Annotated in this window: 15 protein-coding genes; all 15 read right to left on the bottom strand. The window is 47.6% G+C overall.

Annotation, left to right across the window (positions count from 1 at the left end; genetic code table 11):
- Positions 1-144: 144 nt before the first annotated feature.
- Positions 145-942 carry a TIGR00282 family metallophosphoesterase gene (locus tag CKW00_RS06780; protein WP_095821937.1) on the bottom strand — a complete coding sequence of 266 codons (798 nt, stop codon included), beginning with the start codon at positions 940-942 and terminating at the stop codon, positions 145-147.
- Between the two features lie 70 nt (positions 943-1,012).
- On the bottom strand, positions 1,013-2,575 hold the full coding sequence (gene rny / locus CKW00_RS06775; RefSeq protein WP_076570462.1) for a ribonuclease Y: 1,563 nt from the start codon (positions 2,573-2,575) through the stop codon (positions 1,013-1,015).
- 183 nt (positions 2,576-2,758) lie between these two features.
- A complete protein-coding gene (recA, locus tag CKW00_RS06770) occupies positions 2,759-3,811 on the bottom strand; it encodes a recombinase RecA (protein ID WP_095821936.1) in 1,053 nt (350 codons plus the stop codon).
- Positions 3,812-3,969: 158 nt separating this feature from the next.
- Entirely contained in the window at positions 3,970-5,223 is a 1,254-nt protein-coding gene (locus CKW00_RS06765; RefSeq protein WP_095821935.1) for a competence/damage-inducible protein A, read from the bottom strand.
- A complete protein-coding gene (gene pgsA, locus CKW00_RS06760) occupies positions 5,220-5,798 on the bottom strand; it encodes a CDP-diacylglycerol--glycerol-3-phosphate 3-phosphatidyltransferase (RefSeq protein WP_095821934.1) in 579 nt (192 codons plus the stop codon). Before pgsA ends, CKW00_RS06765 begins: the two co-directional genes overlap by 4 nt.
- Before the next feature lie 116 nt (positions 5,799-5,914).
- The gene (locus tag CKW00_RS06755; RefSeq protein WP_095821933.1) at positions 5,915-6,808 is read right to left on the bottom strand and encodes a helix-turn-helix domain-containing protein; all 894 of its coding nucleotides are present in this window, start codon (positions 6,806-6,808) and stop codon (positions 5,915-5,917) included.
- A gap of 15 nt (positions 6,809-6,823) precedes the next feature.
- On the bottom strand, positions 6,824-7,627 hold the full coding sequence (locus CKW00_RS06750) for a DUF3388 domain-containing protein (RefSeq protein WP_008587782.1): 804 nt from the start codon (positions 7,625-7,627) through the stop codon (positions 6,824-6,826).
- A 148-nt stretch (positions 7,628-7,775) separates the two neighbouring features.
- Entirely contained in the window at positions 7,776-8,471 is a 696-nt protein-coding gene (ymfI, locus tag CKW00_RS06745) for an elongation factor P 5-aminopentanone reductase (RefSeq protein WP_095821932.1), read from the bottom strand.
- Positions 8,468-9,754, bottom strand: a complete 1,287-nt coding sequence (yfmH, locus tag CKW00_RS06740; RefSeq protein ID WP_095821931.1) for an EF-P 5-aminopentanol modification-associated protein YfmH — start codon at positions 9,752-9,754, stop codon at positions 8,468-8,470. The genes ymfI and yfmH overlap by 4 nt, the downstream gene beginning before the upstream one ends.
- A 2-nt stretch (positions 9,755-9,756) precedes the next feature.
- The gene (gene yfmF, locus CKW00_RS06735; RefSeq protein WP_095821930.1) at positions 9,757-11,040 is read right to left on the bottom strand and encodes an EF-P 5-aminopentanol modification-associated protein YfmF; all 1,284 of its coding nucleotides are present in this window, start codon (positions 11,038-11,040) and stop codon (positions 9,757-9,759) included.
- 107 nt (positions 11,041-11,147) lie between these two features.
- Positions 11,148-12,104, bottom strand: a complete 957-nt coding sequence (locus tag CKW00_RS06730) for an ABC transporter permease (RefSeq protein ID WP_008587792.1) — start codon at positions 12,102-12,104, stop codon at positions 11,148-11,150.
- On the bottom strand, positions 12,105-13,151 hold the full coding sequence (locus CKW00_RS06725) for an ABC transporter permease (RefSeq protein WP_095821929.1): 1,047 nt from the start codon (positions 13,149-13,151) through the stop codon (positions 12,105-12,107).
- Complete coding sequence (locus tag CKW00_RS06720) at positions 13,151-14,677, bottom strand: ABC transporter ATP-binding protein (RefSeq protein ID WP_095821928.1); 1,527 nt, start codon at positions 14,675-14,677, stop codon at positions 13,151-13,153. Before CKW00_RS06720 ends, CKW00_RS06725 begins: the two co-directional genes overlap by 1 nt.
- A 121-nt stretch (positions 14,678-14,798) precedes the next feature.
- Positions 14,799-15,917, bottom strand: coding sequence for a BMP family lipoprotein (locus tag CKW00_RS06715; RefSeq protein WP_095821927.1), 1,119 nt, complete (start codon positions 15,915-15,917; stop codon positions 14,799-14,801).
- 108 nt (positions 15,918-16,025) lie between these two features.
- Positions 16,026-16,751: a GntR family transcriptional regulator gene (locus tag CKW00_RS06710; RefSeq protein WP_008587799.1), complete on the bottom strand. Its 726-nt coding sequence runs from the start codon at positions 16,749-16,751 to the stop codon at positions 16,026-16,028.
- Positions 16,752-16,810: the final 59 nt, after the last annotated feature.

The raw sequence follows: 16,810 nt of genomic DNA, 5'->3' as shown, positions 1-16,810 counted from the left end.
ATGGTCCAAAAAATGACAGAAATGCAAAAGGAACTGGATCTTCGTCTCGAAAACAGTGCGTCCGGGACATGGACGGACATCACACCATCCACTGCAAAAGCTGCTTTCTCCCATCGTGAGAAAATAATTTTAATTATTCAAGTTTCAACTGAAGAACGGATGATCATCATTTATCATAATACGTCTGATTTTTTTAGCTTTCCCTGTTTTAACGTCCACGTCCACGACGACCCCGCTGAGCTGTGTCCGTCCATCCTTGGGCACTTCGAACCTCACTGGAAGCTGTGTCAGAAACCGTTTCATTACAGCCTCTCTTTCCATTCCGAGAATGCCATCGTAAGGTCCCGTCATTCCGACATCCGAAATGTAAGCGGTCCCCTGAGGAAGAATGCGTTCATCTGCCGTCTGCACGTGGGTATGGGTGCTTACGTTAACGCTTACTCTTCCGTCTACATACCAGCCCATAGCCTGTTTTTCACTGGTGGCTTCCGCATGAAAATCGAGGAATATGATATTCGTTCTCTTTTTCGCTTCGTTAATCAGTTCATCTATTTTCCGGAAAGGATCATCTAGAGGAGCCATGAACGTACGGGCCTGGAGGTTGATTACCGCAACTTCCGCATGAGGCGTTTTGATGAATGCCAGTCCTTTCCCGGGAGTACCTTCGGGCATGTTGGCAGGCCTCACCAGATAATCGGCGTCATCTATAAATTCAAAAATCTCTTTTTTATCCCAGGCATGGTTTCCCAGCGTGACTGCCTGAGCTCCCTTCTCAAGGAAGCGTCTGTAGATCTTTTCATTGATTCCTTTACCGGATGCTGCATTCTCTCCGTTTATTACGGTCATTGTAGGCTGATATTTCTGCTTAAGTTTCGGCAAATATGTATCTATCATTTCCCGCCCCGGAGAACCTACAACGTCTCCTATAAACATTATTCTCATCATCTCACTCCTGTCTTCCGATTTAAGGTTAAACATAAAGAAAAGCGGCAAAGAGCCGCTTTTCCCAGGTTTATTTTGCATACTCTACTGAGCGTGTCTCCCGGATTACGGTGACTTTGATATGCCCAGGGTAATTCAATTCATCTTCTATACGGCCACGAATATTTCTGGCCAGTTTCGTTGCCTCTAAATCATCAATTTCATCAGGGCTTACCATGATTCTGATTTCACGACCGGCCTGAATTGCAAAAGATTTTTCTACACCATCATATGATTCCGAAATTTCTTCCAGTCTTTCCAATCGTTTAACGTAGTTCTCCAGAGTCTCGCTTCTTGCTCCGGGTCTTGCGGCGGACAATGCATCTGCAGCTGCCACCAGTACCGAGATGATCGAAGTAGGTTCTTCATCTCCGTGGTGTGAAGCGATAGCATTGATCACTGTGTCGTTTTCCTTATATTTCACTGCGAGTTCCTTGCCGATTTCCACGTGACTTCCTTCCACTTCATGGTCGATCGCTTTACCGATGTCATGAAGAAGACCGGCGCGTTTCGCAAGCGTCACGTCTTCACCGAGCTCGGCAGCCATAAGGCCGGACAAATGCGCCACTTCCGTCGAGTGTTTCAAAACATTCTGACCGTAACTGGTACGATACTTCAGACGTCCGAGAACTTTAACCAGGTCCGGATGAAGACCGTGCACGCCTACTTCAAAGGTCGTTTCTTCACCGATTTCCCGAATGTAGTCGTCTATTTCTCTTCTCGATTTCTCGACCATTTCCTCGATACGGGCCGGATGGATACGACCATCCTGCACGAGTTTTTCAAGAGAAATACGTGCAATTTCACGGCGTACCGGATCGAACCCTGAAAGAATAACCGCTTCAGGTGTATCGTCTATAATCAGATCGATCCCTGTAAGGGTTTCCAGTGTACGGATATTCCTTCCCTCTCTCCCGATGATTCTGCCTTTCATTTCATCGTTAGGAAGATTTACGACAGATACCGTAGTTTCAGCTACATGATCGGCAGCACAGCGCTGCATAGCCAGGGAAAGAATGTTTTTCGCCTTCTTATCGGCCTCTTCTTTCGCCTTATTCTCTGCTTCCTTAACCATGAGCGAAGTTTCGTGGGAAAGATCATTTTCCACACGATCCAGGATTACCTGTTTTGCCTGATCCGCAGTCAGACCCGATATGCGTTCAAGCTCCGACTGCTGTTTCTCCACGAGCTGATGCATATCCTTTTCTTCCTGTTCCAGCTGTGTCTGTCTCTCACCGAGCATATCCTCTTTCTTCTCTACAGAAAGTTCACGCTGATCGAGAGTCACACTCTTACGGTCCAGGTTCTCTTCTTTCTGGTTCAAACGATTTTCAAACTTTTGCAGTTCCGTACGCCGTTCCCTTATCTCATTTTCCGCTTCCTGACGAAACGCCTGATTCTCTTCTTTCGCTTCCAGAAGAGCCTCTTTTTTAGCTGATTCTGCATTCCTTCGACCTTCTTCAACAATTTGCTTCGCAAGATCCTCTGCGCTCGAAATCTTCGCTTCGGCAATCGACTTCCGGACGAAATAACCTGCAGCCAATCCGATGATCAGGGCAAGCAAGATGAAGATGATCGTGGATACAATACCCATAGTTTCACCTCCTCGTGCTTCTAGAGCCCATTATTAGTTTTTAACCATCATTACTTTTTTGTCTGTTTCGTATCGAAATCATAAGTAACATAAATGGAATGATACACGTCTATTTTATGCCTGCCTATAAAGGATGTCAAGACAGTACAATAAAAGCAGGACTCTGTGGAGTCCTGCTTTGTATTACACGTCCAGTGATTCCTGATCTTCCTCGGAGGATTTCTCCTCTTTTTCGGGTGCACTGCTCTCTTCGTCCATGCCATAGTGCTCACGGATAAGACGTTTCAGCTCACTGTAAACTTCCGCGTTCTCTTTCAGATACTGCTTCGCATTTTCGCGGCCCTGTCCCAGACGATCACCGTTATAAGAGTACCAGGAACCGCTCTTATTGATGAGATCGAGTTCCGTAGCTATATCCACAAGTTCTCCTTCACGGGAAATACCTTCCCCGTACATGATATCCACTTCCGCTTTACGGAAAGGAGGAGCCACTTTGTTTTTAACCACTTTGATTCTCGTTTTATTCCCTATCATATCGTTACCCTGTTTCAGCGTTTCCGCCCGGCGTACTTCCAGACGTACGGAGGAATAGAATTTGAGGGCACGACCGCCCGGTGTCGTTTCCGGACTTCCGAACATTACACCCACTTTTTCACGGATCTGGTTAATGAAAACGGCTGTCGTGTTCGATTTACTGATAGCTCCCGAAAGTTTACGAAGAGCCTGGGACATGAGTCGAGCCTGAAGTCCCACGTGTGCATCTCCCATTTCACCTTCGATTTCCGCTTTCGGTACCAGTGCTGCTACCGAGTCGACTACAATCATATCTACCGCACCGCTGCGTACCAGCGCCTCCGCAATTTCAAGTGCCTGTTCCCCGGTATCAGGCTGGGAGAGGAGCAGCTCTTCAACGTCTACTCCAAGAGCTTTGGCGTACGTCGGATCTAGAGCATGCTCGGCATCGATGAAAGCCGCCTGCCCTCCTGCAGCCTGAGCTTCTGCAATAGCATGCAGAGCCACGGTGGTCTTACCGGAAGACTCCGGTCCATAAATTTCCACGATCCTTCCGCGCGGGTATCCGCCCACTCCGAGAGCGACATCCAGGGCGAGTGATCCACTCGGAACGGTGCTTATACGGCGACCGGCCTGATCCCCCATTTTCATAATCGATCCTTTACCGAACTGTTTCTCTATCTGTCTTAACGCCGAATCTAAGGCTTGTTTGCGTTCACTCATCAAATTCCCCTTTCCTCTTTTCTATACCCATCATAACTCTTTTCAGTCTGTTTGCCAACTAAAATGCGAATAAATGTTCCCGTTTTTTTAAGACAAAAACATATAGAAAACGAGGACATCTGCAGGAGAAAATCCTGTTTCTATATGTTTTCCCGTTCTTAATTCCCGTTATTCAATGTGTGGAATAAAAGTTGATATGCTTTTTTCACCGCTTTGTTCTGTACCTGTTCTCTTGATCCCTGGAGATGTATAAAACGGTGCCACGCTCTGTCTTCCCCTATTTTCACGCCTATATAAACGCTTCCGGGATCCTGGTTTTCACTCTTGGACGGGCCGGCCACTCCCGTAAAACTTATGCCGACTTCGGAATTGAAGATATGCTGCGCCCTTTCGGCCATAGCTTCCGCACATTCGGCACTTATCGTTCCGTAACGGTTCGTCACGTAAGGAGAAACGCCGAGGGCTTTTTCCTTTGCTTCTTTAGTGTAGGAGACCATCCCTCCTGTACATACTTCAGAGGCCCCCGGAAGACTGATCATCTGATTGATGAACCGTCCCCCTGTTAAACTCTCTGCAGCCGATATTGTCCATCCCCGTTCCTTCAGAAGTTCAAACACTTTCTGTTCGATACTGATGTCGTCACTGCCGTAGTAGTAGTCCCCGACTATTTCAAGAATGCGCTCCCTCTCTTTTTCAAGGAGGTCATCCGCTTCTTCTAATGAAGCTCCGGAGGCCGTCAGACGGACACCCACTTCCCCGAGGGAAGCCAGCGGCGCGATAGTAGGGTTGGTCTGATTACTGATACGTTCCGAAAGAAGATCTTCAAGGGCCGATTCCCCTATCCCGATGAATCTCAGCATTTCGGATTTGATCTCTGTGCTAAGCACGTATCTCTCCCTGAGATATGGGAATACACCATCTCTCATCAGCTGCTTCATTTCTACAGGAACGCCGGGGAGAAAGACCCACACTCTGCCTTCGTGTTCCACGATCTGCCCCGGGGCCATCCCCTCTTCATTAGTAAGTATATGCGCCTGTTCGAATACCTGAGCCTGTTTATAATTATTCGACGTCATCGATTGACGGTTTTTCTTATAAAAGTTCTCTATTTTTTCTTTTGCCGTCTCATCCGTCCGGAATGGCCGGCGAAAAAGAGTGTTCACCGCTTCTTTCGTCAGATCATCTTCGGTAGGACCGAGCCCTCCGGTCACTATGATGAGATTCGAGCGTTCCTGGGCCGTACGGAAAAGAGCAGCCAGCCGGTCCTGGTTATCTCCGGCGGCCGTGTGATAATACACTGATATTCCGTGAAAGGCCAGCTGCTCGGAGATCCACTGCGCATTAGTATTTGCAATCTGACCGAGAAGCAGTTCTGTTCCTACACCTATTATCTCCGATTTCCACTGTGTCATTTGGAATCCCTCATTACATGCCAGTTTTTCTTAAAGTAATCATATCCTGAATAAGCCGTAATAATCATGGCCAGGTACAGGGCGATGATACCGAGAGGAAGGCCGACGAATGCAAAGGGGAAATTGTGCAGAAGCATCAAAGAGACTGCTACAATCTGAACCCACGTTTTCAGCTTACCCATCTGACTTGCAGCAAGGACCGAACCTTCCCCGGCAGCGACCAGACGAAGACCCGTTACTGCGAATTCCCGGCTGATGATTATAATAACGATCCAGGCAGGTGCAATTCCTGCTTCCACGAGAACTATGAGAGCCGCACTCACCAGCAGTTTGTCGGCGAGAGGGTCAAGAAACTTCCCGAGATTGGTTACGAGATTATATTTACGGGCTATGTAACCGTCCACCCAGTCCGTAGTGGAAGCGATTATAAATAAGATCGCCCCCAGAAGATGGGATACAGGCAGTTCTCTTTCCCCCATATCAAACGAGCCCCAGCCGAACGGGACGGAAACTAGAATAATGAAAATCGGGATCATTAAAATACGGGCTAACGTAATTTTATTGGGCAAATTCATACAAATACTCCTTTTCTGCCCAGTACGAATACACGCAACCGGACAGTAAAATTTTATAAATACCGTTCGTGTCACCTACTAACAAGAAGCTGCCCTGTAAGGGGACAGCTTCTCATTCAGTTGAAGTTGATAAGCAGTTTCTGTGTGGATACCTCAGCAGGGAACTCAAGCTGTTCCCCGTCCACTGTAACTTTGGTTACAGCAGCGTTTCCGGTTTTCAGATATAGCTGATTTTTCCCCGATACGTCAATCTCAAGCGGACTGTCCTCTTCACTGTAAGGAATAGGATCGATAATACCTTCCCCGTTCTCGGAGGCAGTCGCTTCCAGATAGGCAGTTCCCGAGAGCTCCACTTTCACCTTTTCATCCGAAGCGTCCTTCACGCTGTACGTGTGCTCCGGAAAGTCCCCGCTTCCTTCCTGTTCCAGCTCAACTTCAGCCGTCGGCCCGTCGGCATCTTCTCCGGAGGATCCGTTTTCCGAGTCACCGGAATCTTCCGATGTTCCGTCACCCGAAGACTCCTCGTCGTCCTGCTTCCCGTCTTTATCTCCGGATATGACAACCTCATCCTGCGGGCCATCTCCGGCAGGGTTCGTTTCATCGGTAGTTGTAATCTGCTGAGTAAAGAAATAAACGATAAAAGCTATCAGAACTACCAGAACCCCGGTTATAACTGCCGGAAGAATTCTGGAGGTACTGCGGGAACTTCCGCCCCCTGCAGCGGCACGTACATCCGTTTTTTTGGATCGCGGATAAACGGCGGCGCTTCTCTCATCCACGGCGGGTAATTCATTTTCGTGCTCATTCATTACTTCTTCCGGATCGAGACCGACAGCAGAAGCGTATTCCCGAATGAAAGCCCGCGTATAAAATTTTCCCGGAAGAAATTCGAAATTATTTTCTTCCATGGCCTGTAAATATTTCTGCTGAATCTTCGTGGAAGATTCAATTTCTTCCTGGGAGAGGCCCTTTGCCTGCCGGGCTTCCTTCAACCTTGAACCAAGTTCCATTCTTTTCACCAACCTTTAAAAATCAAACATATTGAAACCGTCACCGAAATCCCCGAATCCGTGCTGCTTCTGTTTTTCTGCCGTTTCGTAGGTGATTTCCTGGTCTTCATGACTCCTCAACTCGATAATATAATCGAAGTCATCCATCTTATATTCCGTCTCCTGCACGAATATGTCCGGATGCTCAATCACTTTCATAGCCGGGAGCCTCATGATTTCGCGCACCAGCTGCCAGTGTTCTTCATCAGCACTCCTTGCGGAAACCATCCCGTCAATAATGTACACATTCTCCGGATTGAACTCTTCTTTAATCAATTTGTTGCGCACGGTCTGTTTCAGCAGCGTGCTGGAGAGAAACAGCCATCTTTTATTCGCACTGACACTCGCAGCTACGATCGATTCCGTTTTACCCACTCTCGGCATCCCGCGGATTCCAACCATTTTGTGACCTTCTTTCATAAACAGTTCAGCCATAAAATCGACAAGAAGCCCGAGATCTTTCCGGACGAACCGGAATGTTTTACGGTCGTCTATATCGCTATGTATATACCTTCCGTGACGAACCGCCAGCCGATCCCTCAGCTTGGGTTTCCTCAGTTTTGTTACTTCTATCGTATCCATCGTATGCAATATCGATCGCAGCCGGCTGATCTGCACTTCATCTTTACACAAAAGAAGCATGCCCCGGTGCGAATTTTCCACTCCGTTAATGGTTATGATATTGATGGACATCATGCCGAGTAGCGAAGCAATGTCTCCCAGAAGACCAGGCCGGTTGTACTGAATCTGATATTCGAGGTACCATTCCTGTTTTTCCATAATTAGAAGCTCCTCACTGTGCCGGATAATGAGACGGCTTGGACTCACTTACTATCATATATGATTTTCTCCCAATAGGAAAGAATATATGCCACAAAAATGGCAGGAACCAGCCGGGGGTTCCTGCCATTTTTCACTATTAAAGCCGTTATTTCCATCCGCCCGAGACATTGAGGATTTCGCCCGTTATATAGGAAGCCTTCTCTCCAAGTAAAAAAGAAGCGGCCGATGCAACTTCTTCCGCCCGCCCCTGCCTTCCGAGCGGAATCTCCTGCTCGATTTCCAGAACGTCCTCGTCACGGAGCAGATGGTTCATTTTTGTATCGATCATCCCGGGAGCGATGCCGTTCACCCTGACACCACTCGGACCGACTTCTTTGGCTAACGCGTTGATAAAAGCCCGCTGGGCGCCTTTCACCGAACTGTACAGCACTTCCGTACTTGCACCCGTCTCTCCCCATATCGACGTAATGACGAGGATATTCCCCTGCTTCTCCGTTATCATCGAAGGAAGCACGTGTCTCGTAATCTGCCACATCGATTTTACATGTACGTGGTGGAGGTAATCCATCATTTCCTCTTCGCTGTCCTGAAACAGTCCCTGCAAAGAAACGCCCGCGGCGAAAACGACCGCATCCCAGTCCCGCGAAAGACCGGAAAGAAAGCTGTCGATCCCCTCCGATGAGGACAGGTCTCCCTGGACAGAAAAGCTTCCCTCAGGCAAAACAAATTCAAGGGGGGTGGTGTTATAGTGGACGCCGAGAGACCATCCTTCATCGAGCAGTTCCTTACAGATAGCCTTCCCTATGTCCCCGCTTCCCCCGATAACAAGACATCTGTTCATTCTTTTGGTTTCACCTGGAACGTAGTCATCTGACTTTCCTGGATCCAGTTTTCAATAAACTCTTCCATATCCTCTTTTTTCAGTGACTCGATTTCAGGTAATACGTTGAACAGGTTCACACCGAGCATGTGGTAATGAGTGTACTGATTCGCAATGAATTCCAGAGAGTTGAGTGCTCTCATGAACTCTCCTATTTTTTTCCGCTTCATTTTCTCGAAATCTTCCGTGCTTATCTTCTCTTCCTTAACGGAAAGCAGCATCTTTTTCAGCCTCCGGAGAAAAGCATCAGGCTTGCGGGAGTCTCCCCCGAGAATGGTGAAACCGAATTCTCTTTCCCATTCCGTTTCGAAATGGAAACTGTCATCCACCAGGCCGCTTTGATACAGCTCGTCATAAAACTTCCCGCTCGTGGAAAAATAGTGATCGAGCAGCATATCCGAAAGCAGTTCGTTATGCAATATCTCTTCCCCGGACAGACCGTCCACCTGTTCCTTCAGACCTACATAGGCTTTAGGAGTCGAAACAGCCATTTCAATAGCCTCTTCCGATTTGAATGCGGAAGCCGGTTCCCGTGGGAATCTCCGGTTGATTTCGGGTGCTTCCGGAAAATCTTTCCGCTGCTGATTTTCGCGGATGAAATCCATCATCTGTTCCGGTTCGAAATTACCTGCGATGAACAACACCATGTTCGAAGGATGATAAAACGTTTCATAACAGGTGTACAGATCATCTTTTGTAATGTGCTGGATCGAATCCACTGTACCTGCAATATCGATTTTCACTGGATGCTTATGATACAGACTTCCTATCGTCCCGAAAAAACCTCTCCAGTCAGGCTGGTCATCGTACATGCGGATCTCCTGACTGATAATGCCTTTTTCTTTTTCGACAGACTGTTCGGAAAAATAAGGATCCTGAACAAAATCGACCAACGTTCTTACGTTCTCATAAACGTGAGAGGTGGCAGAAAACAAATAGGCGGTTTTCGTGAACGAAGTGAACGCATTTGCCGAAGCTCCGAGTTTCGTAAAATCCTGAAAAACGTCCCTGTCCTCTTTTTCAAACAGCTTATGTTCAAGAAAGTGGGCGATCCCCTCCGGAACGGTTATTTCTTTGTCTTCGCCCAGTGGAGTGAACGTCTGATCGATCGACCCGTAATCCGTGGTGAATATCCCGTATGTTTTCACCATTTCGGGTTTCGACAGTAGAAATACCTGAAGTCCGTTATCCATTTTTTCTTCGTGTATCGTCTCATTGATCTGGTGGAATTCCTGCGTTTTCATTTTTAGGCGTCCCCTTTCTCTAAGCTGGTCAGGAAATATACAGTATCGAGCTCTACCTTCTTCGCAATCCGCACCACGTCTTCGTGGCTCACTTTTTCCAGACGTTCGAAAAGTTCGGACGCTTCAATCTGTCTGCCGCTCAACTGCTGGTGGTAAAGAATCTCGATAAGTCCATACGGATGTTCCATCGTTTCTTTAAGCTGGTGGATGATCTGCTGTTTCGCTTCCTCGACGTCCTCGTCGGTGAACTCGCCATCTTCCACAGCTTTTTTCTGATCAAGAATGATAGTTTTCGCCTGATCGTAATCAGCCGGATCGATGCCGCTGAATACGAACATAAGACCTTTATGACTTTCAAATCTGGACGCCGCGTAGTATGCCAGACTGTGTTTTTCGCGAACGTTCATAAATAATTTCGAACTCGGGAATCCGCCGAATATTCCGTTGAACACCTGAAGAGCATAATAATCTTCTTCCCCAAAGAAGGTATGGGTACGGAAACCGATGTGGAGTTTCCCCTGACTCATTTCTTCTCTTTCTATGATTTCACGCGGCTCCTCTACCTGTATATCACTTACGGTAGTGGAAGGCGCCGGATCAGCAGCGGAACGTACGAAATACTCGTTAAACAACGGGAGCAATTCTTCCCGGGAAACATCTCCTGTAACGTACACGTCCAGCTCATCTTCCTGCAGCATGTTTTTATAGTAGGAATAAAGTTCTTCATTCGTCAAAGGTTCCAAATCTTCCAGATGACCCTGCGCATGGACCCCATAAGCCTCATCACTGCACATGTGGTCGAGCAGACGGGTGTTGGCGTAACTCATCTTATCGTCTTTAATAGACCGGATTCTCTGAGCAAGCGTCTCTTTCTCCCTTTTGAATACGGAAGAAGAAAATCCTTCCCCTTCCGATTTCGGATGGAAAAGAACGTCATTCAGGATGTGTAATGCTTTCTTCAGGATGGAGTCTTCATCTTTCAAGTAACGGTCATTCACAACTTCCATGCGGAACGTAATTACATGATTTTCCCCTTTTTTCGAGGCGTCTGCACTTAAAGCGGTGCCGTATAAATCCTCCAGCGCCCCCTGAAGTTTACGGGCGGAAGGAAAATTTTCCGTAGCCTTCTCCATAATGCTCGGTAACAGAGCCCGCCTGGTGATCGTTTCTTTCTCAAGAGGAGCTTTCCACTTCACTACGATGGAAACTGTCTTATATTTATTAGTGGGAAGCACGTGCAGGCGGTACCCCTGCTGTTCTTCTGTGTATTGTTTGGCTGTCTTCATTTTCTTCCTCCTATACAACAACGGTAAGTTATTTCTCCCTATCCTATGCTAAATGATGATTATCCAAAAGTAAAAACATATAACCCGGAATTATCCGGGCTATATGTTTACCGACTTCCTTTAATATAAGGTGTGCCCAGAGATTTCGGAGCTTCGGCCCGGCCGATGAACCCTGCCAGCGCTAAAATGGTGAGCGCATAAGGGAGGATCAGCAGAAACACCTGGGGGATGTTGGCGAATAATGGCCAGCTCGCCCCGTTAATGCTGATGGCCTGCGCGAATCCGAAGAAAATCGCTGCTCCGAGTGCGCCAAGCGGATGCCATTTCCCGAATATAACGGCAGCAAGGGACATGAAACCCTGACCGACGATAGTAGCCTGGGAAAAGGCCTGAGCTACTGTCAGAGCGTATGCAGCGCCTCCAAGACCACCCATAGCTCCGGAAATCATGACTGCAATATAGCGCATACGGTACACTTTAATACCGTTCGTATCTGCCGCCATAGGATGCTCCCCTACAGCCCGTAGTCTGAGCCCGAAGGAGGTCTTGAATAAAACGAACCAGCCTAACAGAGCAACAGCGATAGCGAGATACGTGGAGGGATAATTCTCAAAAAACATCCGTCCGAGAACCGGAATATCCGACAGGAACGGCACGTCCCACGTATAGAACGGGTTACTGATGATATCCGTCTGACCGCGGTCATAAAACTCACGGGTCAGGAACAGTCCGACACCGAGCGCCAAAAAGTTGATCGCCACCCCGCTTACCACCTGGTCTGCCCGGAAAGTTATCGAAGCTACGGCATGAACAAGTGCAAAAATCGCCGAGAGTACCATAGCAGCAAGCATCGAAATCCATGGGGTCATCGATCCGAACATATCCGAAAATGTGAGGTTAAACACGATTCCGACGAAAGCACCCATTACCATCAGACCTTCCAGTCCGATGTTGATAATTCCGGAACGTTCACTGAACACCCCGCCTATAGCCGTAAAAATCAGAGGAGCAGCAAATACAAGCGCAGAAGAAACCATTATAGCCAAAGCATCTAGAAAGTCCATTTATTTACCCTCCTTACTGAATTTCAGGAACACCCAGCGGATAATGTACCCGGATGCCACGAACAGAATAATCAATGCGATTACGATATCTACAAGTTCGGTAGGGACTCCTGCCTCGGTCGGCATATTAAGGGCCCCTATTTTCAGCGTACCGAATAAGATGGCCGCCAATATCACCCCGATGGCTGTATTCGCCCCGAGCAGTGCAACCGCGATCCCGTCGAACCCGATGTTCGTAAATCCGGAACTGACAGAGGCGTACTGGAACGTACCGAGTCCTTCCATGGCTCCCGCAAGACCTGCGAAACCACCTGAAATCACCATGGCGATGATAATGTTTCTTCCGACTTTCATTCCTGCATATTCTGATGCAAAGGGGTTGCTTCCGACTGCACGAAGCTCGAACCCACGAGTCGTTTTGTTAAGTAAAAACCACATGGTGAATGCCATTACAAGAGCAACGATGAAGCCATAGTGGATCCGGGAATAGAAAGTCAGTTCTCTCAGCCAGGGAGCAGCCAAAGACGCTGTTTCGGCTACGTTCCCCGTCCGGTCCTCTCCGTCTGTCAGTACACCCCGTATCACAGAGTTGGAAAGGTAAAGAGCTATATAGTTCATCATAATGGTTACAATAACTTCGTGAACCCCGAGTTTCGCTTTCAGCAGTCCCGGCACAAAACCCCAGATTCCTCCCGCTACAGCGGCTGCGAGCAGAGCAACCAGTACGTGGACGACCGGAGGCATGCCGAAAGAGGAACCTATCCAGACGGCTGCCAGCCATCCCACAATCACTTGTCCTTCCACTCCGATATTCAGAAGACCGGCTCTCATTGCAAAAGCGACCGCCAGTCCTGAAAGTATGTACGGAGTGACCTGTCGAACCGTTTCACCGAGGAAGTAGGCATCTCCGAACGCCCCGTTCCACATGGCGGCATAACCGGCTACCGGATTGTAGCCGAAAGACACCATAATAACAGCCCCTGCCAGCAGACCCAGTAAAACAGATACAATAGGTACGACTATATTAAACGTCCGATTACTGAACATTACGCTTCCCCCTGCTTTTCTGACTTTCTGCCGGCCATCAACAGTCCGAGCTCCTGCTCATCCGTCTCTTCCGGCTTCACTTCCTCGATGATTTTACCGTCGAACATTACGGCTATACGGTCACTGACATTCAAAATTTCATCAAGTTCGAATGATACGAGCAGAACCGCACGCCCTTTGTCTCTTTCTTCTATCAGTTTATTGTGAATAAACTCGATCGCCCCTACGTCCAGCCCCCGCGTCGGCTGTGAAGCTATAAGAAGATCGGGAGAGCGGTCGACTTCCCGTGCAATGATCGCTTTCTGCTGATTCCCCCCGGAAAGGGAACGGGCTTTTGTGTACTCATCCGGTGTGCGGACGTCGTATTCCTCGATCAGGGATTTCGCTTTTTTATAGATATTCTTAAAGTTCAAAATTCCTCTTTTCGAGTTGGGCTCCAGATAATAGCTCTGCATGACCATGTTTTCTCCTATGGGAAAGTCCAGAAGAAGTCCGTGTTTATGCCGGTCCTGAGGAATATGGGCTACCCCTGCTTCCGTAACTTTTCTCGGTTCCAGATTATAGATGGAACGATTATTAAGCGTTATTTCTCCCGCACTGCTTTTCTTCAGCCCTGTCAGCGCTTCCACAAGTTCTGTCTGCCCGTTTCCGTCGACTCCCGCGACTCCGACTATTTCTCCCTGTCTTACGTGCAGATTAAGGTCCTTGACCATTTCGACTCCACGCGAATCCTTAACTTTAAGGTTTTTGATGTCTAACGCATTCTCTCCCGGAGTAGCTTTCGTTTTATCCGTTTTAAACGTGACTTCTCTTCCCACCATCAGGGAAGCCAGTTCCGTCGCATTCGTATCTTTCACATCTACGGTACCTATTCCTTTCCCTTTGCGGATGATGGTACATTTGTCACATACCTGCATGATTTCTTTCAGTTTGTGGGTAATGAGAATAATCGACTTGCCTTCATTGACAAGATCTCTCATAATTTGTGTCAGCTCTTTGATCTCCTGCGGTGTAAGTACCGCGGTAGGCTCATCCAGAATAAGTATCTCAGCACCCCTGTAGAGCGTTTTCAATATTTCGGCTCTCTGCTGCATACCGACGGAAATATCTCTGATCTTAGCAGTCGCATCCACATTCAATCCGTACCTTTCAGAAAGAGCCTGCACTTCTTTTTCGGCTCTTTTAATATCGACGGTACCGGCTTTATTAGGTTCACTGCCGAGTACGATGTTCTCAGTGACGGTAAACGTATCAACCAGCATAAAATGCTGGTGTACCATGCCGATCCCGAGAGCGTTCGCGACGTTCGGATCTTCCACATTCACTTCTTCCCCCTGAATCCTGATGCTTCCCTTTTCAGGTTTATAAAGTCCGAACAGAACGTTCATCAGGGTCGACTTCCCTGCTCCATTTTCTCCTAAAAGTGCATGGATCTCCCCTTTTTGTACCTGGAGCGTAATGTCGTCATTCGCTACTATACCCGGAAACTCTTTCCTGATATTAAGCATTTCTATTACGTAGTCCATGAAATCCTCCCCCACTCATGCTTTTTTCTATTTCCAGATCATTCAGGGAAGAGTTTTTTTCCCTGGATGATCTGAAGATAGAAGGAGGCCGGTCATGGAAACCGACCTCGTAAACTTCCATCTATTTCAGAGAAGAAACATACTCTTCTGTTTCATCACGGGTCATTGGTACTTCGACCTCACCGTCAATGATTTTTTGTTTCCACTCTTCCACTGTAGATATAATTTCTTCTGTCATAGCTTCTTCATTGGTGCGTGCAAGGCTTACACCTTCATCTTCGAGTCCATATTCCACAACTTCGCCTCCAGGGAATTCGCCTTCCATCGCCTGTTTGGAAACGTCCTGAACAGCGATATCGACTCTCTTGACCATGGAAGTCAAAGTAACGTTCGTGTCATCGATGGCGCCTTCTTCATGCTGGTCACGGTCTACCCCGATCACCCATACTTTTTCGTCACCGCCGCGAACGCGGTCTTTCGCTTCAGAGAACACTCCGTTGCCTGTACCTCCGGCTGCGTGATAAATTACATCAGCACCCTGGGAATACATGTTGGAAGCAATCAGTTTACCCTGATCGGCGGAGTTGAAGCTTTCTGCATATTGTACATCGATTTTAATATCGGGATTTACTGTTTTCGCACCGGCACGGAAACCCGATTCGAATTTGTTGATAAGTTCACTGTCGACACCGCCTACAAAACCAAGATGATCCGACTCGGTTTTGTTAGCTGCAGCCACTCCTGCAAGGAAAGAACCCTGATGTTCTTTAAAAGTGATGCTTGCAATATTTTCCCCCTCCGCTACTGCATCCACCAGAGAGAAGTTCGTTTCAGGGAACTGCGAAGCTACTTTTTCAACGTCGGGCTGTAAAAGGAAGCCGATACCGAAGATCAGATTGTAATCTTCGCGTACGAGACGGTTCAGGTTTGTGGTATAATCCGCATCACTTTCCGATTGAGCATAGTCATAACCTTTATTTTCTTCAAGGTTGTTCTCTTTACCGAATTCCTGCAATCCTTCCCAGGCCGACTGGTTGAAAGATTTATCATCCACTCCTCCTGTATCCGTAACCATCGCCACGGTGAAGTCACTATTGCCGCCCTCACCGGAACCTTCCTCTTCGGATTTCGAATCGCTTCCGGAACTTTCAGAGCCCCCTCCGCTGTCCGAGGAACCGCAGGCTGCAAGAAAAAGTCCAAATGTGAGTACCAGTGTCAGCAAAAATAACGTACGACGCATAATAATTCCCCCTTAATTTTTTGAACATTCAATCTTCATCAATAAGAAAGGTACATCCACCCCGAAGCCTCACCTCCTTAAAAGATTATATTATACTATTGAAAACCCTTACACTCTCCGGCGCAAAACGTGAAAGCTGAACTTATCTGCCCTGAAGTAGTTTAACGATAGAAGCAGCGGCTCATCATCTGCAGTATAATGCATCTGTTTCAAAAGAAGAAGCGCTTCTTCCGGATCGGTGTTCAAAACCGGGGAAACTATCTCGTGGTAACCGACAGGCTCAATATACGTCACGGCATAAGCGATCGGTTTCTGAGTATATTCTTCGATCAGCCTGAACATAGAGCCCTTCTCTTTCACATCCTGTAAAGATATGACGCCTTCCGGCAGTTTGTCCACACAATAGACTACCGGTTCCCCGTCTGCAGTCCGGACGCGTTCCAGTTTGGCTATTTTATGTAACTCTTTCGGGTGAAATCTCTCCCGGTCTTCTTCCGTAGGCTCTACGAGATCCGCAGATAAATACTGGGTGCCCGGAGTCATCCCGGAACTTGTAATCATACCGGTAACGCTGTCCAATTCCTCGATTCCGGCTGAAAACATCGGTTTTGGGTTAACGAAAGTGCCCACCCCGTGCCTGCGGGTCACCAGATTATCTTCTTCTAGGATTCTTAATGCTTCTCTTAAAGTCGCACGTGATACGCCCAGTCTTTTTGAAAGCTGAAACTCGGAGGGTAATTTTTCTCTTTCTTTATATACTTCCTCCTGTATATCCTTTTTCAACTGCTCAATCACCTGCAGATAAAGATGTCTCGGATCCTGTTTTATTGCCATATGCGCACCTCCTGCTCCTGGAAATTCGTTTCGAATGTTGGAGATCTGACCTCTGACGT

It is taken from the genome of Salimicrobium humidisoli, from assembly GCF_002295105.1.
Taxonomy (GTDB): domain Bacteria; phylum Bacillota; class Bacilli; order Bacillales; family Halobacillaceae; genus Salimicrobium; species Salimicrobium humidisoli.
The sequence above is the reverse complement of the archived record's forward strand: the minus strand, read 5'-3'. Positions and strand labels throughout refer to the sequence as shown.

Excerpts from the sequence above, each read along its gene's own strand:
- CKW00_RS06715 (WP_095821927.1), bottom strand. The coding sequence starts at position 15,917 with ATGCGTCGTACGTTATTTTTGCTGACACTGGTACTCACATTTGGACTT.
- CKW00_RS06750 (WP_008587782.1), bottom strand. The coding sequence starts at position 7,627 with ATGGAAAAACAGGAATGGTACCTCGAATATCAGATTCAGTACAACCGG.
- yfmH (WP_095821931.1), bottom strand. The coding sequence starts at position 9,754 with ATGAAAACGCAGGAATTCCACCAGATCAATGAGACGATACACGAAGAA.
- CKW00_RS06780 (WP_095821937.1), bottom strand. The coding sequence starts at position 942 with ATGAGAATAATGTTTATAGGAGACGTTGTAGGTTCTCCGGGGCGGGAA.
- ymfI (WP_095821932.1), bottom strand. The coding sequence starts at position 8,471 with ATGAACAGATGTCTTGTTATCGGGGGAAGCGGGGACATAGGGAAGGCT.
- yfmF (WP_095821930.1), bottom strand. The coding sequence starts at position 11,040 with ATGAAGACAGCCAAACAATACACAGAAGAACAGCAGGGGTACCGCCTG.
- pgsA (WP_095821934.1), bottom strand. The coding sequence starts at position 5,798 with ATGAATTTGCCCAATAAAATTACGTTAGCCCGTATTTTAATGATCCCG.
- CKW00_RS06720 (WP_095821928.1), bottom strand. The coding sequence starts at position 14,677 with ATGGACTACGTAATAGAAATGCTTAATATCAGGAAAGAGTTTCCGGGT.
- rny (WP_076570462.1), bottom strand. The coding sequence starts at position 2,575 with ATGGGTATTGTATCCACGATCATCTTCATCTTGCTTGCCCTGATCATC.
- CKW00_RS06725 (WP_095821929.1), bottom strand. The coding sequence starts at position 13,151 with ATGTTCAGTAATCGGACGTTTAATATAGTCGTACCTATTGTATCTGTT.
- CKW00_RS06755 (WP_095821933.1), bottom strand. The coding sequence starts at position 6,808 with ATGGAACTTGGTTCAAGGTTGAAGGAAGCCCGGCAGGCAAAGGGCCTC.
- CKW00_RS06730 (WP_008587792.1), bottom strand. The coding sequence starts at position 12,104 with ATGGACTTTCTAGATGCTTTGGCTATAATGGTTTCTTCTGCGCTTGTA.
- recA (WP_095821936.1), bottom strand. The coding sequence starts at position 3,811 with ATGAGTGAACGCAAACAAGCCTTAGATTCGGCGTTAAGACAGATAGAG.
- CKW00_RS06765 (WP_095821935.1), bottom strand. The coding sequence starts at position 5,223 with ATGACACAGTGGAAATCGGAGATAATAGGTGTAGGAACAGAACTGCTT.
- CKW00_RS06710 (WP_008587799.1), bottom strand. The coding sequence starts at position 16,751 with ATGGCAATAAAACAGGATCCGAGACATCTTTATCTGCAGGTGATTGAG.